The organism is Achromobacter sp. RT286_PF (assembly GCF_059760425.1).
Genome location: NZ_JCBAMR010000010.1, coordinates 17,272 through 35,527, shown reverse-complemented (window position 1 = coordinate 35,527; position 18,256 = coordinate 17,272). Strand labels below are relative to the sequence as shown.

Annotated in this window: 14 protein-coding genes; 7 read left to right on the top strand and 7 right to left on the bottom strand. The window is 65.2% G+C overall.

What is annotated here, in order from left to right:
- Nucleotides 1-43 precede the first annotated feature (43 nt).
- The gene (locus tag AC6LJY_RS10805) at nt 44-994 is read right to left on the bottom strand and encodes a LysR substrate-binding domain-containing protein (RefSeq protein ID WP_498135960.1); all 951 of its coding nucleotides are present in this window, start codon (nt 992-994) and stop codon (nt 44-46) included.
- 246 nt (nt 995-1,240) lie between these two features.
- On the opposite strand from AC6LJY_RS10805, the gene AC6LJY_RS10800 reads away from it, so the two are divergent.
- The 3 genes from AC6LJY_RS10800 to AC6LJY_RS10790 are packed head-to-tail and all read left to right on the top strand — an operon-like array spanning nt 1,241 to nt 4,402.
- Nucleotides 1,241-2,470 carry a metal-dependent hydrolase family protein gene (locus AC6LJY_RS10800; RefSeq protein ID WP_046807243.1) on the top strand — a complete coding sequence of 410 codons (1,230 nt, stop codon included), beginning with the start codon at nt 1,241-1,243 and terminating at the stop codon, nt 2,468-2,470.
- 34 nt (nt 2,471-2,504) lie between these two features.
- Nucleotides 2,505-3,857 carry an MFS transporter gene (locus AC6LJY_RS10795; protein ID WP_498135910.1) on the top strand — a complete coding sequence of 451 codons (1,353 nt, stop codon included), beginning with the start codon at nt 2,505-2,507 and terminating at the stop codon, nt 3,855-3,857.
- Nucleotides 3,857-4,402 carry a GAF domain-containing protein gene (locus AC6LJY_RS10790; protein ID WP_219991242.1) on the top strand — a complete coding sequence of 182 codons (546 nt, stop codon included), beginning with the start codon at nt 3,857-3,859 and terminating at the stop codon, nt 4,400-4,402. Before AC6LJY_RS10795 ends, AC6LJY_RS10790 begins: the two co-directional genes overlap by 1 nt.
- Here AC6LJY_RS10790 and AC6LJY_RS10785 read toward each other — a convergent pair.
- The 6 genes from AC6LJY_RS10785 to AC6LJY_RS10760 all read right to left on the bottom strand — a co-directional run bounded on the left by AC6LJY_RS10785 (nt 4,332) and on the right by AC6LJY_RS10760 (nt 11,257).
- Complete coding sequence (locus AC6LJY_RS10785) at nt 4,332-5,366, bottom strand: XdhC family protein (RefSeq protein WP_498135909.1); 1,035 nt, start codon at nt 5,364-5,366, stop codon at nt 4,332-4,334. The two genes, AC6LJY_RS10790 and AC6LJY_RS10785, sit on opposite strands and share 71 nt — an antisense overlap.
- Nucleotides 5,367-5,433: 67 nt before the next feature.
- A complete protein-coding gene (locus tag AC6LJY_RS10780; RefSeq protein ID WP_498135908.1) occupies nt 5,434-7,797 on the bottom strand; it encodes a xanthine dehydrogenase family protein molybdopterin-binding subunit in 2,364 nt (787 codons plus the stop codon).
- Nucleotides 7,798-7,845: 48 nt separating this feature from the next.
- Nucleotides 7,846-8,532 carry an isochorismatase family protein gene (locus AC6LJY_RS10775; RefSeq protein WP_046807247.1) on the bottom strand — a complete coding sequence of 229 codons (687 nt, stop codon included), beginning with the start codon at nt 8,530-8,532 and terminating at the stop codon, nt 7,846-7,848.
- Nucleotides 8,529-9,602, bottom strand: coding sequence for a 2,5-dihydroxypyridine 5,6-dioxygenase NicX family protein (locus AC6LJY_RS10770; protein ID WP_104141771.1), 1,074 nt, complete (start codon nt 9,600-9,602; stop codon nt 8,529-8,531). The genes AC6LJY_RS10775 and AC6LJY_RS10770 overlap by 4 nt, the downstream gene beginning before the upstream one ends.
- Nucleotides 9,603-9,641: 39 nt before the next feature.
- Nucleotides 9,642-10,484 carry an alpha/beta fold hydrolase gene (locus AC6LJY_RS10765; protein ID WP_498135907.1) on the bottom strand — a complete coding sequence of 281 codons (843 nt, stop codon included), beginning with the start codon at nt 10,482-10,484 and terminating at the stop codon, nt 9,642-9,644.
- Entirely contained in the window at nt 10,481-11,257 is a 777-nt protein-coding gene (locus AC6LJY_RS10760) for a maleate cis-trans isomerase family protein (protein ID WP_104141774.1), read from the bottom strand. Before AC6LJY_RS10760 ends, AC6LJY_RS10765 begins: the two co-directional genes overlap by 4 nt.
- Before the next feature lie 270 nt (nt 11,258-11,527).
- Here AC6LJY_RS10760 and AC6LJY_RS10755 point away from each other — a divergent pair, with 270 nt between their 5' ends.
- The 4 genes from AC6LJY_RS10755 to AC6LJY_RS10740 all read left to right on the top strand — a co-directional run bounded on the left by AC6LJY_RS10755 (nt 11,528) and on the right by AC6LJY_RS10740 (nt 18,225).
- Complete coding sequence (locus tag AC6LJY_RS10755) at nt 11,528-12,685, top strand: FAD-dependent monooxygenase (protein WP_120157079.1); 1,158 nt, start codon at nt 11,528-11,530, stop codon at nt 12,683-12,685.
- Nucleotides 12,686-12,779: 94 nt separating this feature from the next.
- Nucleotides 12,780-13,382 (top strand): (2Fe-2S)-binding protein, encoded by a 603-nt coding sequence (locus tag AC6LJY_RS10750; protein ID WP_498135906.1) that lies wholly within the window; start codon nt 12,780-12,782, stop codon nt 13,380-13,382.
- On the top strand, nt 13,379-16,849 hold the full coding sequence (locus AC6LJY_RS10745) for a c-type cytochrome (protein WP_498135905.1): 3,471 nt from the start codon (nt 13,379-13,381) through the stop codon (nt 16,847-16,849). The genes AC6LJY_RS10750 and AC6LJY_RS10745 overlap by 4 nt, the downstream gene beginning before the upstream one ends.
- Nucleotides 16,850-16,908: 59 nt before the next feature.
- Entirely contained in the window at nt 16,909-18,225 is a 1,317-nt protein-coding gene (locus AC6LJY_RS10740; protein WP_046807253.1) for an MFS transporter, read from the top strand.
- Nucleotides 18,226-18,256 lie beyond the last annotated feature (31 nt).

The window sequence follows — 18,256 nt, the reverse complement described above, 5'->3', positions numbered from 1 at the left end:
CAGGGGGGGGCGGATGCCGGCCCTTGCCCATATTCCTTTGTCGTTATCCGCCTGTAGGCGCCAGCCCCGCCACGCAATAGGGGCAATCGGCATCCGGCTGGGCGGTTTGCACCATGGCGCCTTCCACGGCCGCGCCATGCAAACATTCATGCGACAGCCACTGGCTCAGGCGCTCATAGCTTTCCATATTGCTGCGCCAGTTCGGCGCGCACAGGTAGTAACCCAGCGGGCTTTCAAACGCCCGGTCGAACACGTCCACCAGCTGCCCCGTCGCCAGTTCCTTTTCGATCAGGCAATGCGGCATCAAGGCCACGCCAAAGCCGGATGAGGCCGCCTGGATAATCATCGAAAACAGATTGAACCCCGGGCCGAAACGCGCGCGATCATAATCGCCGATATACGTGGAAAACCAGTATTCCCACGACAGCGGAATCTCGATGTGCTGTAGCAGGGTGCACTGCTTGATGTCTTCCAGGCTGTTGATGGGGTGCTGTTCCAGATAATCGGGCGAGCACACCAAGCGGGTTTCGCGCCCGGTCAGGTACTTGGCGTCGCCATCGTGCCAATCCCCATAGCCATACTGGATGGATGCGTCGAAATCCAGTTCGGTGCTTTTGTAATCCGCCACGCTGTAGCGCACGAAATTGACCGAGATGTCCGGGTTGAAGGCGCGAAACGTCTTCAAGCGGGGAAACAACCATTGCGCCGCGAAGGTGGGCGCGGCGGATACGTTCAACGACTTGGCCGACTGCTGCGTGGCCATGACCTGCGACGTGGCGCTTTCCAGTGTGTGCAGGGCCGGCCGGATCAGGCTCAGGTAGGTCGCGCCCATGCGGGTCAGCTGCAAGCCATTGGTGGCACGAATGAACAGTGTGTGGCCCAGATAGCTTTCCAGCGTGGCGATATGCCGGCTGATCGCGCTTTGCGTCACGAACAGTTCCTTGCCCGCCTTGGAGAACGACAAGTGACGCGCCGCCGCGGTGAACGCGTTCAACTCTGAGAGGGTGGGGCAGCGACGTCTCATGATGGTGTGCGCAATCCGGCTATGAATCGCGGATAAGGAATGTGGCTTAAAACCGGCGCGGAGCATTCCCAAAGAGGGGTATGAGTAAAGCTCATAAGGCTGTTCTATTTTGTGTCGAACGCCTAAGGGGAGACCCGGTATCGGACGTTTGGATTGTACCGGTAGAGTTCGCCATGCTGAATTTCCTGCATGTTGAACAGATAGCGTGATTTATTTATGAAGCCGGTTGTTGTTAAGAATTGCAAGATCTTGAATACCCGATCGATGGTCCTCGAAGACGCGGCCAACGTATTGATCGAAGACGGAATGATCTCCCGCATCAGCGCCGACGCGCTGACGGCGCCCGACGCCGAGGTGGTTGACGCCAAGGGCATGACCTTGATGCCGGGCATGATCGACTGCCACGTGCACGTGGTGGCCTCGTCGTTCAACCTGGGCCGCGTGGCCGCCTTGCCCAACGCGCTGGCACTGCTGCGCGCCTTGCCCATCATGCAAGGCATGCTGGACCGGGGCTTTACCTCGGTGCGCGATGCCGGCGGCGCGGATTGGGCCTTGGCGCAAGCCGTGCTGGACGGCGTGGTCGATGGCCCGCGCCTGTTCTGCTCGGGCAAAGCCCTGTCGCAGACGGGCGGCCATGGCGACTTCCGGCCGCGCAACGACGAGCTGGACCCGTGCCCGTGCTCGGTCAAGATCGGCAACATCGGCCGCGTGGTCGACGGCGTCGACAACTGCCGCCTGGCGGTGCGTGAGGAAATCCTGAAAGGGGCCACGCAGATCAAGGTCATGGCCTCGGGCGGTGTGGCGTCGCCGAACGACCCGATCCAGAACCTGGGGTTTTCTGAATCAGAACTGATCGCCATCGTTGAAGAAGCCAGCAACGCGAACACCTATGTGATGGCCCACGCTTACACGCCGCGCGCCATCACGCGTGCCGTGCGCTGCGGCGTGCGCACCATCGAACACGGCAACCTGGTGGACCGCGAGGCGGCCGAGGTGATGAAAGAACATGGCGCCTACATGGTGCCCACGCTGATCACCTACGAAGGCCTGGCCAACGACGGCGAGCGCTATGGCCTGCCGGCGGACTCGGTCAAGAAAATCGCCACCGTGCGCACCCAGGGCCTGAAGGCGCTGGAAATCCTGGACGAAGTCGGCGTGAAGATGGGCTACGGCAGCGACCTGCTGGGCGAAACCCACTACATGCAAGCCGACGAACTGCCCTTGCGCGCGCGCGTGCTGGGCAACGCCAAGGTGATCCAGCAAGCGACGTTGATTGGCGCCGAGATCCTGAACCAGGAAGGCTTGCTGGGTGAAGTCCGCGAAGGCGCGCATGCCGACCTGTTGCTGGTCGACGGCAACCCGCTGGACGACATCGCCCTGCTGACGCAGCCCGATTCCATCAAGCTCATTATGAACCGCGGCTTGCTGCACAAGAACGCCTGCTGACGTTCTTTCACCCTTACTTCCGGAAATCTTCACCATGTATTCCGTATCGGACCGCCTGGAACGGCTACCGTTTTCCAGCTTCCATTTCAGGTTGCTGATGATCGGCGGCCTGGGGCTTGCGTTTGAAGCACTGGACGCCGGCATCATTGCCTTCATCATCCCCTCGCTGCGCACGCAGTGGGGCTTATCCACCGGCCAGATCGGCTGGATCGCCAGCAGCACGTACGTCGGCTTTCTGGTGGGCGCGCTGTTCTCCGGCATCCTGGGTGACCGCTACGGCCGCAAGAAAATCATGATGTGGGCCTTGCTGCTGTTCTGCGTGGCCACGTTCATCAACGCGTTTGCGCGCAACTATCACGAGTTCTACATCCTGCGCATGATTGCCGGCATCGGCATGGGCGCGGAAGGCGCCATCATCGCGCCGTATCTGGCGGAATTTGTCAGCAGCAAATACCGTGGACGCTTCACGGGCGCGCTGGCGGGTTTCTTCTCGTTCGGCTTCGTGCTGTCGGCGTTGCTGGGCTATTTCATCGTGCCGATGAGCGAGGACGGTTGGCGCTGGATCATGGTGATTGCTTCCGTGCCGGTAGTGTTTTTGCTGTGGTGGCGCAAGTCGCTGTTCGAATCGCCGCGCTGGCTTGAACACACCGGCCAGACCGCCGAAGCCGACCGCATCTGCTCGGCCATCGAAGCCGAAGTGCAGCAAAAGCTGGGCCGTCCGCTGCCCACGCCCGTCGCGACGCGCCGCGCCGCCACCGCCGCCGAAAATCCGCAAAGCGCGATGGAAAAGCTGACGTCCTTGTTCTCGAAAACCTACCTGGGCACGACGGTGCTGGTGTGGGTGTTCTGGATCACGGTGCTGTTCTGCTACTACGCCTTCCTGGTGTGGATTCCCAGCTTGCTGGTCGAGCGCGGTTTCACCATCACCAAGAGCTTTTCGTACACCATCCTGATCTATCTGTCGCAGATTCCCGGCTATTTTTCCGCCGCGTATTTCAACGACAGGATCGGCCGCAAGTACACGATTCTGGCGTACATGCTGCTGTCGTGCCTGTCGGCGCTGGGCCTGGCTTTGGCCAGTGGTGAACAGCAGATCATCATGTTGAGCATGTTGCTGTCGTTCGGCATGAATGGCGTGATTGCCGGTCAGTACACCTACACCGCCGAGATCTATCCGACCTCGATCCGGGCAACCGGCATGGGCGCGGCATCGGCCTTTGCGCGCATCGGCTCGATTGCATCGCCCACCATCGTCGGCGTGGCGTATCCCGTATTGGGCTTTGCCGGCGTGTTCGCCATGATGACGGCGATCTTGCTGGTGGGCGGGCTGGGCATCCTGTTCTTTGGCAAGAACACGCGTGGCGTGGTGCTGGAGGCGATTCACTGATGACGCAGACATCAACCTTGGCGCCGTGGGCGGCGCATGCGCGGGCACTGGCTCAGGCAGAAAACCGCGCGGCGCAGTGGCAAGTGGTGTCGGCCTTGCTGGCAGAGGCCTTCGGGCATCAGCTGTTCACCGCGCTGCTGTATCTGCCAGAGCACCGCCTGATGAAGCGCTTGTACACGTCGGATGAAAGCATCAGCCCGCTGGGCGGCTTCAAGGCCACGGGCAACGGGCCGTGGTCGCGTCATGTGCTGGAGCAAGGCCTGCTGTATGTGGCCAGCGATGAAGACGACGTGCGGTCGGTGTTTTCCGAAGCGCCGATGCTGATCGAGCGCGGCCTGCAATCCGCGTTCAATATTCCGGTGCGCTACCAGGGCCGGGTGATCGGGTCGCTGAACCTGCTGGCCGGTCGCAAAGCCTACGATCTTGCCGACCGGGATCTGGCGGCGGTGATCGCGGGCATGTGCGCGCCGGTCTTCATTGAGGAAATGCAGGCTGCGCAAGCGGCGGCGGCGGCGGTTGATCGTTCGGGGCTGGACAGCGTGTGAGCGGGGCGGCGGCAAGGAAGCTCACTCCGTTCTTTGCCGCCACCACTTCCGCCATGATCGATAACGCGATCTCGGCGGGAGTCTTGCTGCCGATGAATACGCCGGCCGGGCCGCGCAGCCTGTGCAGGTCGGCGTCGGTCAGATCAAAGTACTCGCGCAGCCGCGCGCGGCGCTGGTCGCTGTTCTTGCGCGAGCCGATGGCGCCGACATAGAAAGCGTTGGATTGCAGCGCATCGATCAGCGCCAGGTCATCCAGCTTGCGGTCATGCGTCAGGGCGACCACGGCGGTTCGTGCGTCGGGTTGCACGCGCAGGATGACGTCGTCCGGCATCTCGCGCGTGAAAGTTATGCCGTCCTGCGCCCAATCGCCCTGATGCGATTCACGCGGGTCGCAGACGATGATTTCAAAACCCAAGGTCAGCGCGATCTGGCAGAGATATCGGCTGGTGTCACCCGCGCCAATCACGATGAGGCGCGCGGCGGGACCAAATCCCACCGTCAACGTCGCGTCAGTCAATTGCGGCGCGATGTCGGGCTGTGCGCCCTGCAATAGCGTGTGCCCGGATGACAGATCGACGGTACGCGTGACGCAGCGCCGCTCCACGCAGGCTTGCAGCAGTTCTGGCAGCAGGCTGTGCGCGCCGATGCGTTCCATCAACAATTGCACCGTGCCGCCGCAAGGGATGCCGAAGCGGCGTGCATCGTCCGCCAGCACGCCGTAGCGCATCAGCACCGGCAAGTGCGCGTCATCGCCCAGGGCGCGAACGCGATCGGCCAAGTCGTCTTCAATGCAGCCACCGGACACCGACCCCACCACCGCGCCTTGCGCGTTCATCGCCATGATCGACCCGGCGGGCCGGGGCGACGACCCCCATGTACGGACCACGGTGAACAGCCAGACCGGGATGCCGGCTTGTTGCCAGGCCAAGGCTTGGCGTAATACCAGGATGTTGATGTCCGTCATGGGGCTGATGCTTGCGTGGCGTTGATGCGTGGCGTTGATGTGTTGTTGTGTGGCGTTGTCGCGTGGGTCAGGCCGCCAACACCGCCAGCACGGCGTCGGGCGTGAATGGCGCTTCGTAAAAGCGCGTTCCGGTGGCGTCGAACAACGCGTTGGCAATGGCGGCGGGGCCGGGTACGGATGCGGATTCGCCCGCGCCCATCGGCGGTTCGTCCTGGCGCGGCATCAGCAAGACATCGATGGCCGGTACGTCCTTGAAGCCGATGATGGGGTAGCCACCCCATTCGCGGCTGGCCACGCCGGCGTCGTCAAACGACACCTTTTCAATCAGACAGCGGCTAAGCGTCTGGATCACGTTGCCATGGACTTGATGGCGCACGCCGGCCGGGTTGACGATCATGCCCGTGTCCTGGCCGACGACAATGCGTTCCACGCGCACGCGCCCCGTGGCCGGGTCCACGCACAGGTCGATGACCCAGGCCGCCCACGCGGCGCCGAAGCCGGGGAACTTGCTGTGCACATAGCGCGCATAGGCAATGCCCCGCCCGCGCAGTAAGCCGTCGGCGTCCGGCTTGCCCCGGGTGCCGGCGGCGCGCGCTTGCCATCCGGCCTGCCTGGCCGTGGCGTCGATCAGCGCGACGGCGCGCGCGTCGTCCAGGTTGCGCAAGCGGTATTCGACCGGGTCGGCGCCGGCGGCCTCGGCCAGCTCGTCGATCATGCAGTCATGCGCAAAGGAATTGGGCAGGGCCGATACGCCGCGCAACCAAGACGAACGCACGATCGGCGGCATGTCGTGGCAGACGACGCGCCGCGCCGCGTAGCGATAGGGCGGCGCGGCGGTGCGGTCGCCCATCTCCAGCGTGCGCGGGTCGCCCGAGACGGCGCCGGTCAACAGCAAGGCCAGCAGTGGCGCATCGTTGGACGGATAGCGCACGGCGAAGTCGACCGCCAGCAGATTGCCTTGCGCGTCGATGGCGGCGCCCACGTCCATCAACTGGCCGGTGCCCTTGGGCTCCCATTGGTGTTCTTGTTCACGCGTCAGCTGCACGCGCACCGGCGCGCCCACCGCCATCGACAGCAGCGCCGCGTCGGCGCAGACGTCGTCCGCGCAATTGCGCCCGTAGCACCCGGCGGCTTCCAGGCGGATCAGGTCGATCTGGCCTTCGCCCAGGTTCAGCAGCCGGTCCAGATCGGTGCGCAGCATGTGGGGGTTTTGCGTGCCCGTCCACACCGTCAATCGCCCGTCACGAAAATCCGCCACGGCGCAGGAAGGGCCGATGGACGCGTGCATTTGATACGGCCAGACGTAGCGGCGGCGCAGGTGCGTGGCGGCCCGGGCGCAGGCGGCGTCCACGTCACCGTCTTCGATCAGCGGCCGCGCGCGGGCCGGGTTGGCGTGGATGGCGGCAGCCACGTCGCTCAGGTCGGGCGCGGGGGCAATGGGCTTCCACCGGACCTTCAGGGCGCGCATGGCGGCAATGGCCTGTTCTTCGCGGTCAGCCACGACGCCGATGAAATCGCCTTGCACCACCACCTGCACATTGCCCGGCAGATGGGCCACGGAGGCGCGGTCCACATCGATCAGGCATTGGCCGATGAAGTCGCCGGCATCGCGCCCTGGGTGCGGCGGGCGCACGACGCGGCCATGCCGCATGCCCGGCACGCGTACGTCGTGCACGAAGCTCAGTTCGCCCGTGGCCTTGGCGGGGATGTCCACGCGGGCGACGCCCTGGCCGACGATGCGATATTCGCTGGCGGGTTTGAGGCGGACGGGTGCGTCGGGCGCGGCCAGCGTCAAGCGGATGTGCTGGCCGGCAAGCAGATCGCCATAGCTGAGCGCTTGCGGGCAGTGTGGCGCGGCATTGTTGTGATGCGTCGTATCGCCGTCGTCGCGCCCACCTTGGCGTGGCCGGCGATCCTCCTGGTCCCGCACCTGCACCACGCCATCACGCACGCACAGCGCGTCACGCGGCAAGCCCAGCCGCTGCGCCGCCAGCATCAGCAGATGTTCGCGCGCTTGCGCTGCGGCGCGGCGCAAGGGCACGGCGGAAATCTGGATGCTGGCGCTGGCGATGGTCGGCCCCTGGTTGGGCGCGGCGCTGGTGTGGCCCAGCACCATGTCCAGCCGTGACAGGGGCACGTCCAGTTCTTCGGCAACGATCTGCGTCAGCGACGTGCGGATACCGGTGCCCAGGTCCACATGCCCGTTGAATGCCAGCACGCGCCAGCCAGGCGACGGCGTGTCGCCGGAGACCAGGCCGGCATCACGCACGATGGCCACGAATATTTCGGGCGTGGGCTGGACGTATTCGGTGGCAGAGCCCGGCTGACCCGGCGCGGGTTTGGGCGGCGCCGACGGCTCGCGCACCACCAGCAAGGCGTCGGGGTGGGCAAGCAGCGCGCCAGGCAGTAGGTGGGGCTGGGGCAGGGTCATGAGGGCAGCGAAGGGGAGGGGCCGGGCCGGTTGACGATTATGTCGCGCTTAGCGCGCGGCCGGCAGTGGGGCATCCACCAACGCGCGCGTCTCGGCCAGCGCGTGGTCCAAGGGCATGACAGCCGCGTACTTCTGCGCCATGTCGAACAGGTTGGCTTCGTGCGGCCCCAGCGCGCGGTCGCCGCAGCAGTCGGACACCACCAACGGCCGAAAACCCGCCTGCATGGCATCCACCACGCTGGCGCGCACGCAGCCGCTGGTCACGCAGCCGGCCACCAGCAAGGTCTGCACGCCGCGCTGCGCCAACCACGGCGCCAGCATGGTGCCAAAGAATGCAGACGGCGTGCTTTTGCGCACCACGTATTCGCCGGGCGCCGGGGCAAGTTCGGGCACGATGGCGCTGTTGTGGCTATGTTCTTTCAGGGCCAACATCGCGGGCACCTTCAAGCAAAAAATGTTGCTGTCGGCATCGTCGTCCGAGAACACGATGCGGCTGTGCGCGACCGGCCAGCCGCGTTCACGCGCGTGGGCCAGCAAGTGCCGCGTCTGCGCAATGGCCGGCGCAATGTTGCCGCCGCCCAGCACGGCCGGGTCGGCAAAGCCGTTGACGAAGTCCACGATCAGCAGGCCAAAGGGCGCCTTCAGCGGCAACGGCGTGCCGAAGCCTTGCCGCGAGTAGGCCGAGATGTCACCCGCGACGGCGTCGGCGGGAATGGTTTGGGTGGAGGCATTCATTTGTTGTCCTTGCGGCGGGCGGCATGCGCCAGGCCGGGTTCGTCTTGCACCACGCCGCGCGTCACCATCGGCTGGCCGTCCAGCGCCACGCTGCAATGGCGCATGGGGATGTCGATATGGCAGGCGGTGGTGCGGCTGCCGCCCGCTTCATTGTTGGGGCCCATGGACCACAGGAAATTGCCCTCGAAGGCGCGCGCGTCCATGCCGATGTGCGCTTCCTTGTTGTAGTGCGCCAGCATGGACCACTGCGCGCGCGGTTGCAGGCCCCAGCCGATGTGCGACACGGCATACGCTTCCGGGTCTTCATACGCCGCCATGTATTCCTTCAGGATGTCTGCCTGAAGCCCGCCGTTGATGCGGGTGACGTAACCGTTCTCGATGACCAGTTCAATCGGATCGGTCACGTAGTCTTTCATGGGCAAGAGGATGTCGCCACGGTCCAATACCACGCGGCCTTGGCTTTGCCCTTCGTTGGGCCAGGTCAGCACGAAGCCGCTGGGCCAGTGGTCCCAGCGGCCGGGTTCGTCCACGAAACCGTATTCCGATATCGCGGGAAACTCGCCCAGTTCGCAGCGCAGGTCGGTGCCGGCGTCGGACGTGATGTGCATTTTCTTGGCGGCTTCGATGCGACGCGCGGCGGCCTGCACGCGCGCGCGGTCGGCCTCGGTGGGGACCAGGCGGCACAGCACTTCGGGCGGTTCGATGGCCAGCAGGATCTTGGTGCCGGTCTGCAAGATGTCATGCTGCTCGGGCGAGAACAGCAGCGTCATCAGGTCCAGCACCAGGTCGCTGGCGTTCAGCGCGGCGATGGCGGCCGGGTTGCCCGTCAGCGGCGTGGCGCCCAGATACGCCAGCGCGTCGCGGCTGATGGACTTTTCCGCGTTGACGGGCGGCAGGTCCAGGCGGTTGACGCGGGCGCCCAGGTCGGTGGCGGCGGCGATCGCGCAGCGCAAGGTTTGCGGGTGCGTGTCGGCGCCGGTCAGCACGGTGACGATCTGTCCGGCTTCAAGCCGCGACAACGTCAGCACCTGCTTCCAGGCGTGGATCAAATCGATATCGCTGACGGACATGGCGGGCTCCTTGAATCAGCGGATTGGGAAAAGGGCGGATCAGTCGATCTTGCTGCCAAGAAAATCGCCGAAGGCGGCGTAGAAGCCGGCTTCGTTGTCCCACGGAATCATGTGGCCCGCGCCGGGTACGCGCACGTGCTGCGTCTGCGGCGCCAGCCCCTGCCATTCGGCCACATCGTCATCGCCGACGACGCCGCCCTTTTCGGCGGTAACGAGCAGCATCGGGATCTTGATGGCGGGCAGGTCCGCGTGGATGTCGTCACGGCCAAAGTCTTCAAAGCTCTGCACAATCGCCGGTTCAAAGCAGGTGTGCAGCCATTGCGCGCGCAGTTGGCGCTGGGCTTCGGTCCAGGTGGGGCAGAAGGCCAGCATGTCCTCGGCGCTCATGCCGTGCGTGGCCTGGCGAATGGAGTCCACGTACCACGGCAGATTGGCCGGGTACGGGCGGCGGCCCGGGCCGGATACCGGTGGGTCCACGAGGACCAGGCGAGTTAGCGCCTGGGGTTGGCTGCGCGCGGCGCGCACGGCGATGCGGCCGCCCATGGAATGGCCGACCAGCGCGTAGTGGGCCAGTTGCAGCGCCTGGGCAAACGCATTGACGTCAGCCGCTTGCGCGTCCAGGCCGTAGTCCAGCCCGGGGCCGGACGCCGACAGGCCCCGGCCACGCACGTCCAGCACATAGGTGTCGAACTGGCGACCCAGGTGTTCAGCCACAAAGCCCCAGGTGACGGCCGGGCTGGTGATGCCGGGAATCAGGATGACGGCGGGGCGGCCGGCGCGTTCGCCTGTTGTGCCGCCGTAACGCAGGTAGTGCTGGCGGATGCCGTTGGCGTGGACGTTGGCGCCGTACAGAAAAGTGCTATTGGCTTGGGCTTGGGTCATTGTGCGCTCCGGGAGTAGGGGTAAGCGCCCGATAGCAGGGCGCCGGCGCCGGGTACCACCGGGTCCAAGCCCAGTTCTTTCAGGATGGCGTAGGTGGTGGCGATGGACGCCGTGAGAACGGGTTTGCCGGTTTCCGCTTCCACTTGCGAGACGGCGGGCAGCGACGGCATTTGCACGCAGGCGGACAGCACGATCACATCGGCGTCGGCCACATTCATGCCGGCGACGATGCCCGGCAGCTTGGCCGGGTCATGGCGGCCCACGTCCAGGTTGTCGGGAATTTCCAGCGCGCGCCAATCCACGATTTCGAATCCTTCGGCGGCGATGTAGTCCATGACCAGTTCGGTCAGCGGAATCATGTAGGGCGCGACCAGCGCGATTTTCTTGGCGCCCATCGCATGCAGCGCCTCGACCAGCGCGCCTGCGCTGGTGATGACGGGCGCGGAGGCGCCGTTTTCGGCGGTGCGCTCGGTCAGCCGTTTCTGGGACACGCGGTGGTAGCCACGCCCCATGGCCATGATGGCCACCAGGCAGGCGTAGCCCAGCACGTCGACGCGCGCATCGCTAAGTTCAAGCGCGCAGCGGTCGCTTTCGGCGTCCATGGCGGCCAGCTCTTCCTTCTGCACTTTCTTCATGCGCATGCGGCTGGAATGAAACGTGAAGCGATCGTTGGGGCGCAGCGACGAATGCGCCTGCAACATGGCGGGCACCTCGGTTTCCATCGTGGTGTTGGAACTGGGGACGATCTGGCCGATACGGAATGTCTTCGTCATGGAGAAGCCTTGAAAAGGGGCGGGCCTAGGGTTTTCGATAAATTCAAAAGAAGCGTATACGCTCTATTCTTGCAAAGAGCAGCGCAGATGACCAGCCCGCCTGTTGTAGTGGTTTTCACCTAAGTGTGCGCGAGCAATGCACTATTTTGGTGATTCCTCTGCGGGTTTACGCGCGGGTCATCTTTTTATGTATCCATAAATTAAGCGTGTACTCCATAATTTCTTGAATTGGCTTCAGCAGTCTTTCACCATCCAGCAAGGAGAAGTTCCGTGTCTACATCCCCTCGTATCGCCATCGTCGGCGCGGGCCTGGGCGGCGCCGCCACCGCCGCGCTGCTGCTCAAGCAAGGGCTTAACGTTCGCGTCTACGAGCAGGCGCCCGGCTTTTCGCGATTGGGGGCCGGTATCCACGTGGGGCCGAACGTCATGAAGATCCTGCGCCGCATTGGTATCGAGGATGCGCTGAACGCGCAGGGCTCGCACCCGGACTTCTGGTACAGCCGCCATTGGGAAACCGGCGACATCCTGGCGCAGATTCCGCTGGGCGATTACGCCGTCAAGGAATACGGCGCGTCGTACCTGACCGTGCACCGGGGCGACTTCCATGCCTTGCTGGTCGACGCCTTGCCCAAGCACGTGGTGGCGTACGACAAGAGCCTGACTCGCGTGGAAGATCGCGGCGACGTGGTGCTGATGCACTTTGCCGACGGCACCTCGGAAGAGGCGGACATCGTGATCGGCGCCGACGGGGTCAATTCCCGCATTCGCGAAGAACTGCTGGGGCCAGAGCTGCCCAAGTACGCGGGCTATCTGGCGCACCGCGCGGTGTTCCCCACGCCGCGGACCAAGGCCGGCATGCTGCCCTTCGATTCCTGCGTCAAATGGTGGAGCGATGATCGCCACATGATGGTGTACTTCGTTACCAGCAAGGCCGACGAGCTCTACTACGTCACCGGCGTGCCGGTGGAACACTGGGACTTGAACGACCGCTGGCTGCCCAGCAGCAAGGATGAAATGCGCGAGGCCTTCAGCGGCTGGCACCCCACCGTGCAGGCGCTGATCGACGCCACGGTGGACGTCACCAAGTGGTCGCTGCTGGAACGCGACCCGCTGCCGCTCTGGAGCCGTGGCCGCCTGGTGTTGCTGGGCGATGCCTGCCACCCCATGAAGCCGCACATGGCGCAAGGCGCGGCCATGGCCATTGAAGATGGCGCCATGCTGGCGCGCTGCTTCCAGGAAGTGGGCGTGCAGAACCACGAGCTGGCCTTTGCGCTGTACGAAGCCAACCGCGCCGAACGCGCCAGCAAGGTGCAACGCATTTCGCACGACAACACCTGGTTGCGCACGAATGAAGATCCGTCGTGGTGCTTTGGCTATGACGTGTTCAACGAACCGCTGGTAGACCCCAAGACGCGGGCCGCGGCCTGAGGATCTGTCCGCCGCGCGTGCCAGGGGGCTTGCCCCTAGTCCCGTGTCGCGGCAACCTTCGTACTTTTCGAACTGCGACCACGCGCCACGCCTTATGGAACCCACCGTCAATTCCTGCCGCGCTACTCAGCCGATCCGCTTGAACGTCAACGGCGACGAGTGCACCGTGCCGGCCGCGCCCGACACGGCGCTGCTGCACGTGCTGCGCAACGACCTGGCGCTGAACGGGCCGAAGTATGGCTGTGGCCTGGGCGAGTGCGGCGCGTGCACGGTATTGATCGACGGCGTGGCCGCGCGGTCGTGCGTGATCCCGGTGCGGGCCGCGCAGGGCAGGGCGGTGGTCACGCTGGAAGGCTTGGGCACACGTCAGCAACCGGGCACGACGCAGCAAGCATTTATCGATTGCCAGGCAGCCCAGTGCGGGTATTGCCTGAACGGCATGATCATGACGGTGGAAGCGCTGCTGCGCCGCAATCCTGAGCCCACGCAAGACGCGCTGCGCAGCGAACTGCATCACAACCTGTGCCGCTGCGGCACGCATGTGGAAATCATGCAGGCGGCGCTGCGGGCGGTTCAGTTGCGGACGAAAAGTGTTGGTGTTGTGGGTGTTGCGGGTGTCGCGGGTGTCGCGGGTGCTGCGGGTGTCGCGGATGTTGCGGGCGGTGTTGATCTTGCGGATGGCGGACCCGCGCGATGAGCCAGGACGCGCTGGGGTCACCGCTGCATCACCTGGGCCTGCCCGCGGACTTGCTACACGGCGTGGCCTTGCGTCCGCCTGCCGTGCTGTGGGATGGCGCGCGGTATCGCGGCAGCGTCTTGCAGCAGGCGCAGTGGGATCAGGCGCGCGCGCTGTCGGGCGTTGTGACGGTAGTTCGGCACACACACTTCGCGGGCGTCGTCGCCGTCTCGCCCGTTCATGCCAGGCAGGCGGCCATGGCCTTGGCGCCCGTATGGGAAGCGCCGGATTCAGTCCAGACGCCACGTGATGATGTCGCGGATTCGGACGAAATTCGTTATGGCCTGTGCCTGCCGTCCTTTGAAGCGCCAGCCGGTGCTCGGGCGACGGTATGGGCGCTGAACGGGCATGCCGGCGTGTGGCTGCCGCCCTGCACGCCCGACACGCAAGCTCAGATACGCCGCGAGCTGGCGGTGCTGCTGCAACAAGCGCAAGAGACGATCCGCGTCACGGTGCATGCCACGATCGACGGGGCGGTCTCCGAAGGCCACGATGCGGTGCATCCGCTGGACTTGATGGACGCCGCCGCCGACGCCGCGCTGCTGTCGCAAGCAGTGGGCCGGCCGGTGTGCGTGGCCTGCCGGTCGGGTGTTGCTGAAGAGTTGGTGCTGCGTCTGCCGGTCGATGATGCGACGTTCGACTCGGCGGGTTGGGACGCTGCTGCGTTGAACGCAGGTGCTTCGAATGCAGGTGCTTCGAATGCAGGTGCTTCGAATGCTGCCGTTCCGAATGCTGCTGCTCTGAATGCATGGGCTTCAAACGCCGACACCTCCAACGCCTCGGTCACCAACGCCTCGGCCACCAACGCCTCGGCCACCAACGCGTCGGCCACCAACGCCACTGCCTTCGCGCCACAACCCGACTCGCGCGCCGCTGCCGGCGCCGCGTCGTTGCGGTCCGATGCACCCTGGGCGGTGCGCCCGAGCCTGGCGCGGCTGTTGAGCCAGCCCGCGCTGGCAGGCGCGTCGGCACAGGCGACGGTATGCGGCGCACCCGTAACGTCGCCCCGGCGCGCGCTGCCCCCGTTGCGCGCCAGTGTGGATGAATTGAACGCCGCGCAAGTCTTTGCGCAAGAAAGCCAATGGCATGAAGCCGCGCTGGCCCACGGCAAAGATCCCATCGCGTGGCGCGTGGAACACCTGCCCGAAGGCAAGGGCCGCGAGCTGGCGCGCCAAGTCGTGAGTCGCGCGAGATTAAACACTGGCGCCGGAGCAGGCGCAGGCGCAGGCAAAGACGCAAACGCAAACGCAGGCGCAGGCGAAGACGCAAACGCAAACGCAAAAGCAGGCGAAGACGCAAACGCAAACGCAGGCGAAGACGCAAACGCAAACGCCAACACCGACGCCGACGCCGACGCCGCCCCAGCGCCCAGCGCGGGCCTGCTGCATGGCACGGGCTTCGCCACCGCACAGGTGCAATGCGTGGATGACGACGGCGCCGCCCGCATGGTGTGGAGCGCCTGGGTGGCCGAGGTATCCGTGCGCGCCCAAACCGGTCAGGTCGAAGTCACCCGCGTGGTCGCCGGCCACGACAGCCAGCGCCTGCAACCGGCGCAAGGCGCGCCCGTACACGCCCATATCGAACAGCAAACGCCATGGCTGCTGGATAACGCGCGCCGTCTGCTGGCGGGGCCGCCGGCGTTTGACGATTGGGTCAGCCCGTCATTCAAGGATGACCCGCCAGACCGGACCGTACGCCCCTACGCAGGTAGCGAGGGCGCGATGCTGCCCCGCGCGGCGGGAGACGTCGCGGACGGCAACGTCACACAAGGTCGTCTGGCCGTGGACGGCGTGGTCACCTTGCCCGCCGCCGCCGCCATCGCCAACGCCATCCATAACGCAACCGGCGTGCGCCTGCGGCAAGCGCCATTCGACACCGAGGCGTTGCGCTTGGCGTTGCAAGACCATGGGCGACCAAGCTGGGGCACGTCGGCGCGGGGTCGTCTGGCGCGAGCCGGCGTGTGGCTCGCGGCCGGCGTCGCCGGTCTGGCCGGCATGGTCGCCGCGCTGTGGCCCATTAAGCCTGCGTTGCCTTTGACGGCTGGCCCCGACGTTTCCCTGTATTCAATGCGGGCCATCGAACGGGGCCGCCTGGTCGCCGCTGCCGGGGATTGCATCGCCTGCCACACCGCGCCCGGCGGACCCGCTAACGCGGGCGGTCTGGCGCTGGATACCCCCTTCGGCACAATCTATTCCACCAACATCACGCCCGACAACGACACCGGCATCGGCCGCTGGTCCTACCCCGCGTTCGAGCGCGCCATGCGCCAGGGCGTGCACCAGGACGGCCGTCAGCTGTATCCCGCGTTTCCCTACACGGCCTATGCCAAATTGAGCGAAGCGGACATGCAGGCGTTGTATGGCTACCTGATGTCGCAACCCGCCGTTAAGTCCGAGCCGCCGAAGACGCAGTTGGCCTTCCCCTTCAATATGCGCCCGCTCTTGGCCGGCTGGAATGCGCTGTTTCACGACGCCACGCCCTTCACGCCGGACCCGTCGCGCAGCGCGCAGTGGCTGCGTGGTGCGTATCTGGTGGAGGGCGTTGGCCACTGCGCCGCTTGTCATTCACCGCGCAACCGCCTGGGCGCGGAGAAGAAGGGCGTGCATTACCTGGCAGGGGGCGAGGCGGAAGGCTGGACCGCGCCCGCCTTGAACCAACTGGCCAGCGGACCACGCGCCTGGTCGGGTGATGAACTATTCCAGTATCTGCGCACGGGCTATTCCCCCAGCCACGGCGTGGCGGCCGGGCCGATGGCGCCCGTGATCCACGGCTTGGCAGAATTGCCGGACAACGACGTCAAGGCCATCACGACGTATTTGCTGGACTTGCCGAAGCGGCAGGGCGACGGCAACGGCGAATATGCTGCGTCGGCGGCATCGGCTTCGGCATCGGCATCGGCATCGGCATCGGCTTCGGCATCGGCTTCTGCGACACCGTCGCCCTCGCCCTCGTTGCCCTCGCCATCGTCCAAGACCGAGACCAAGACCACGGCCGAGACCACAACCGACACCGCGGCTGCGCCCAAGACCGCCTCTGCGTCTGCCTCCGCCACCACGCCCGCCGCTGTAACGATCCAATCCCTGCAAGGCCGGCGCGCCAACGGTGAACGCATCTATCAGAACGCCTGCGCGGTCTGCCACGAGGCCGGAAGCGGGCCCACGCTGTTCGGCGCCAAGCCCTTGCTAAGCGCCAACACCAACCTGCACGCCGACACGCCCGATAACCTGATTCAGGTGATCTTGCACGGCATCCAGGAACCCGCCGACGACGCGCTGGGGTACATGCCGGGCTTCAAGGACAGTCTTGACGACAGGCAGGTCGCCGACCTGCTGGGCTATTTGCGGGAACGTTTTGCGCCGGACAAAGAGGCCTGGGCCGATCCCGGCACGACGATTAAACGGCTACGCAACCATGCGGAGCTGAATTAAGGAAAACGCGGCCATAACGCGTGCGGCTTTAGTGATGATCACATCAAGGGGTTTCATCTATGTCAGCTTCATTGGTATCCGTGGACAAGGCCATTCAGGTGGCCGGCGTCGGCAAGTTCCAGTATCGGCTCTTTGTGATATTTGGCCTGGTCTGGATGGCCGACGCCATGCAGGTGCTGTCCATCGGCTTTTCCGCGCCGTCCATCGCCAAGACCTTTGGCATCACCGTGCCCCAAGCGCTGCAAAGCGGCACGTTCTTCTTCATCGGCATGTTGATCGGCGCGTTCGTCTTCGGCCGGATGGCCGACCGCATCGGCCGGCGACCCGTCCTGATGATCGCGGTGGTCATCGACGCCTGCGCGGGCGTGGCTTCGGCCTTCGCGCCTGAGTTCACGTGGCTGCTGCTTTTGCGTTTCCTGACGGGCATCGGCGTGGGCGGCACGTTGCCGGTGGACTACACGATGATGGCCGAGTTCCTGCCCAGCGATCGCCGTGGCCGCTGGCTGGTGCTGCTGGAATCGTTCTGGGCCGTGGGCACCATTTTCCTGGCGCTGCTGGCGCTGGCGGCGGTGTCGTGGGGCGATGACGCCTGGCGCGTGATCTTCTTCGTTACGGGCCTGCCCGCACTGATCGGCGTGGTGCTCCGGTTCTACATCCCGGAATCGCCGATGTACCTGAACCGCAACGGCAAATCCGACCAGGCGCGCAAAGTGCTGGAACGCGTCGCGCGCGTCAACCAGCGCAACATCGAAGTGCCCGCGCTGCAACCGGAAACGCCCGTCAACAAATCCATGTTCGCCTTGTTCTCGCCCAGCTACCGCCGCCGCAGCATCGGGCTGCTTCTGGCATGGGCGCTGATCTCCATCGCGTACTACGGCGTCTTCGTGTACCTGCCCATCAAGCTCAGCACCGCCGGCTTTGCCTTCATGCGCGGCCAGGAATTCCTGGTGCTGCTGGCGTTGGTGCAATTGCCTGGTTTTGCGCTGTCTGCCTATGGCGTCGAACGCTGGGGCCGCAAGCCCACGCTGGTCGGCTTCCTGATTTTGAGCGCGGTAGGCTGCATGCTGTACAGCCTGGGCACCGACCCCGCCGTGGTGATCGGTTCCACCTTGCTGATGAGCTTTTCGCTGCTGGGCACGTGGGGCGCGCTGTATGCGTTCACGCCCGAGGTCTACCCAACGGACTTGCGCGCCAGCGGCATGGGCATGGCGGGCGCGGTGGCGCGCTTTGGCGGGCTGTTCGCCCCGGCCATCATCGCGCCCATCATGACCAGCCACTTCACGCTGTCGCTGGTCGTGCTGTCCAGCATGTTGCTGGCGGGCGCCGTGTCGATCTGGTCGGTAGACGTGGAGTCGCGCAACCGCGCGCTGGATTGATGGTGGTGTAAATCGAGGGTGCCGCCGGCGT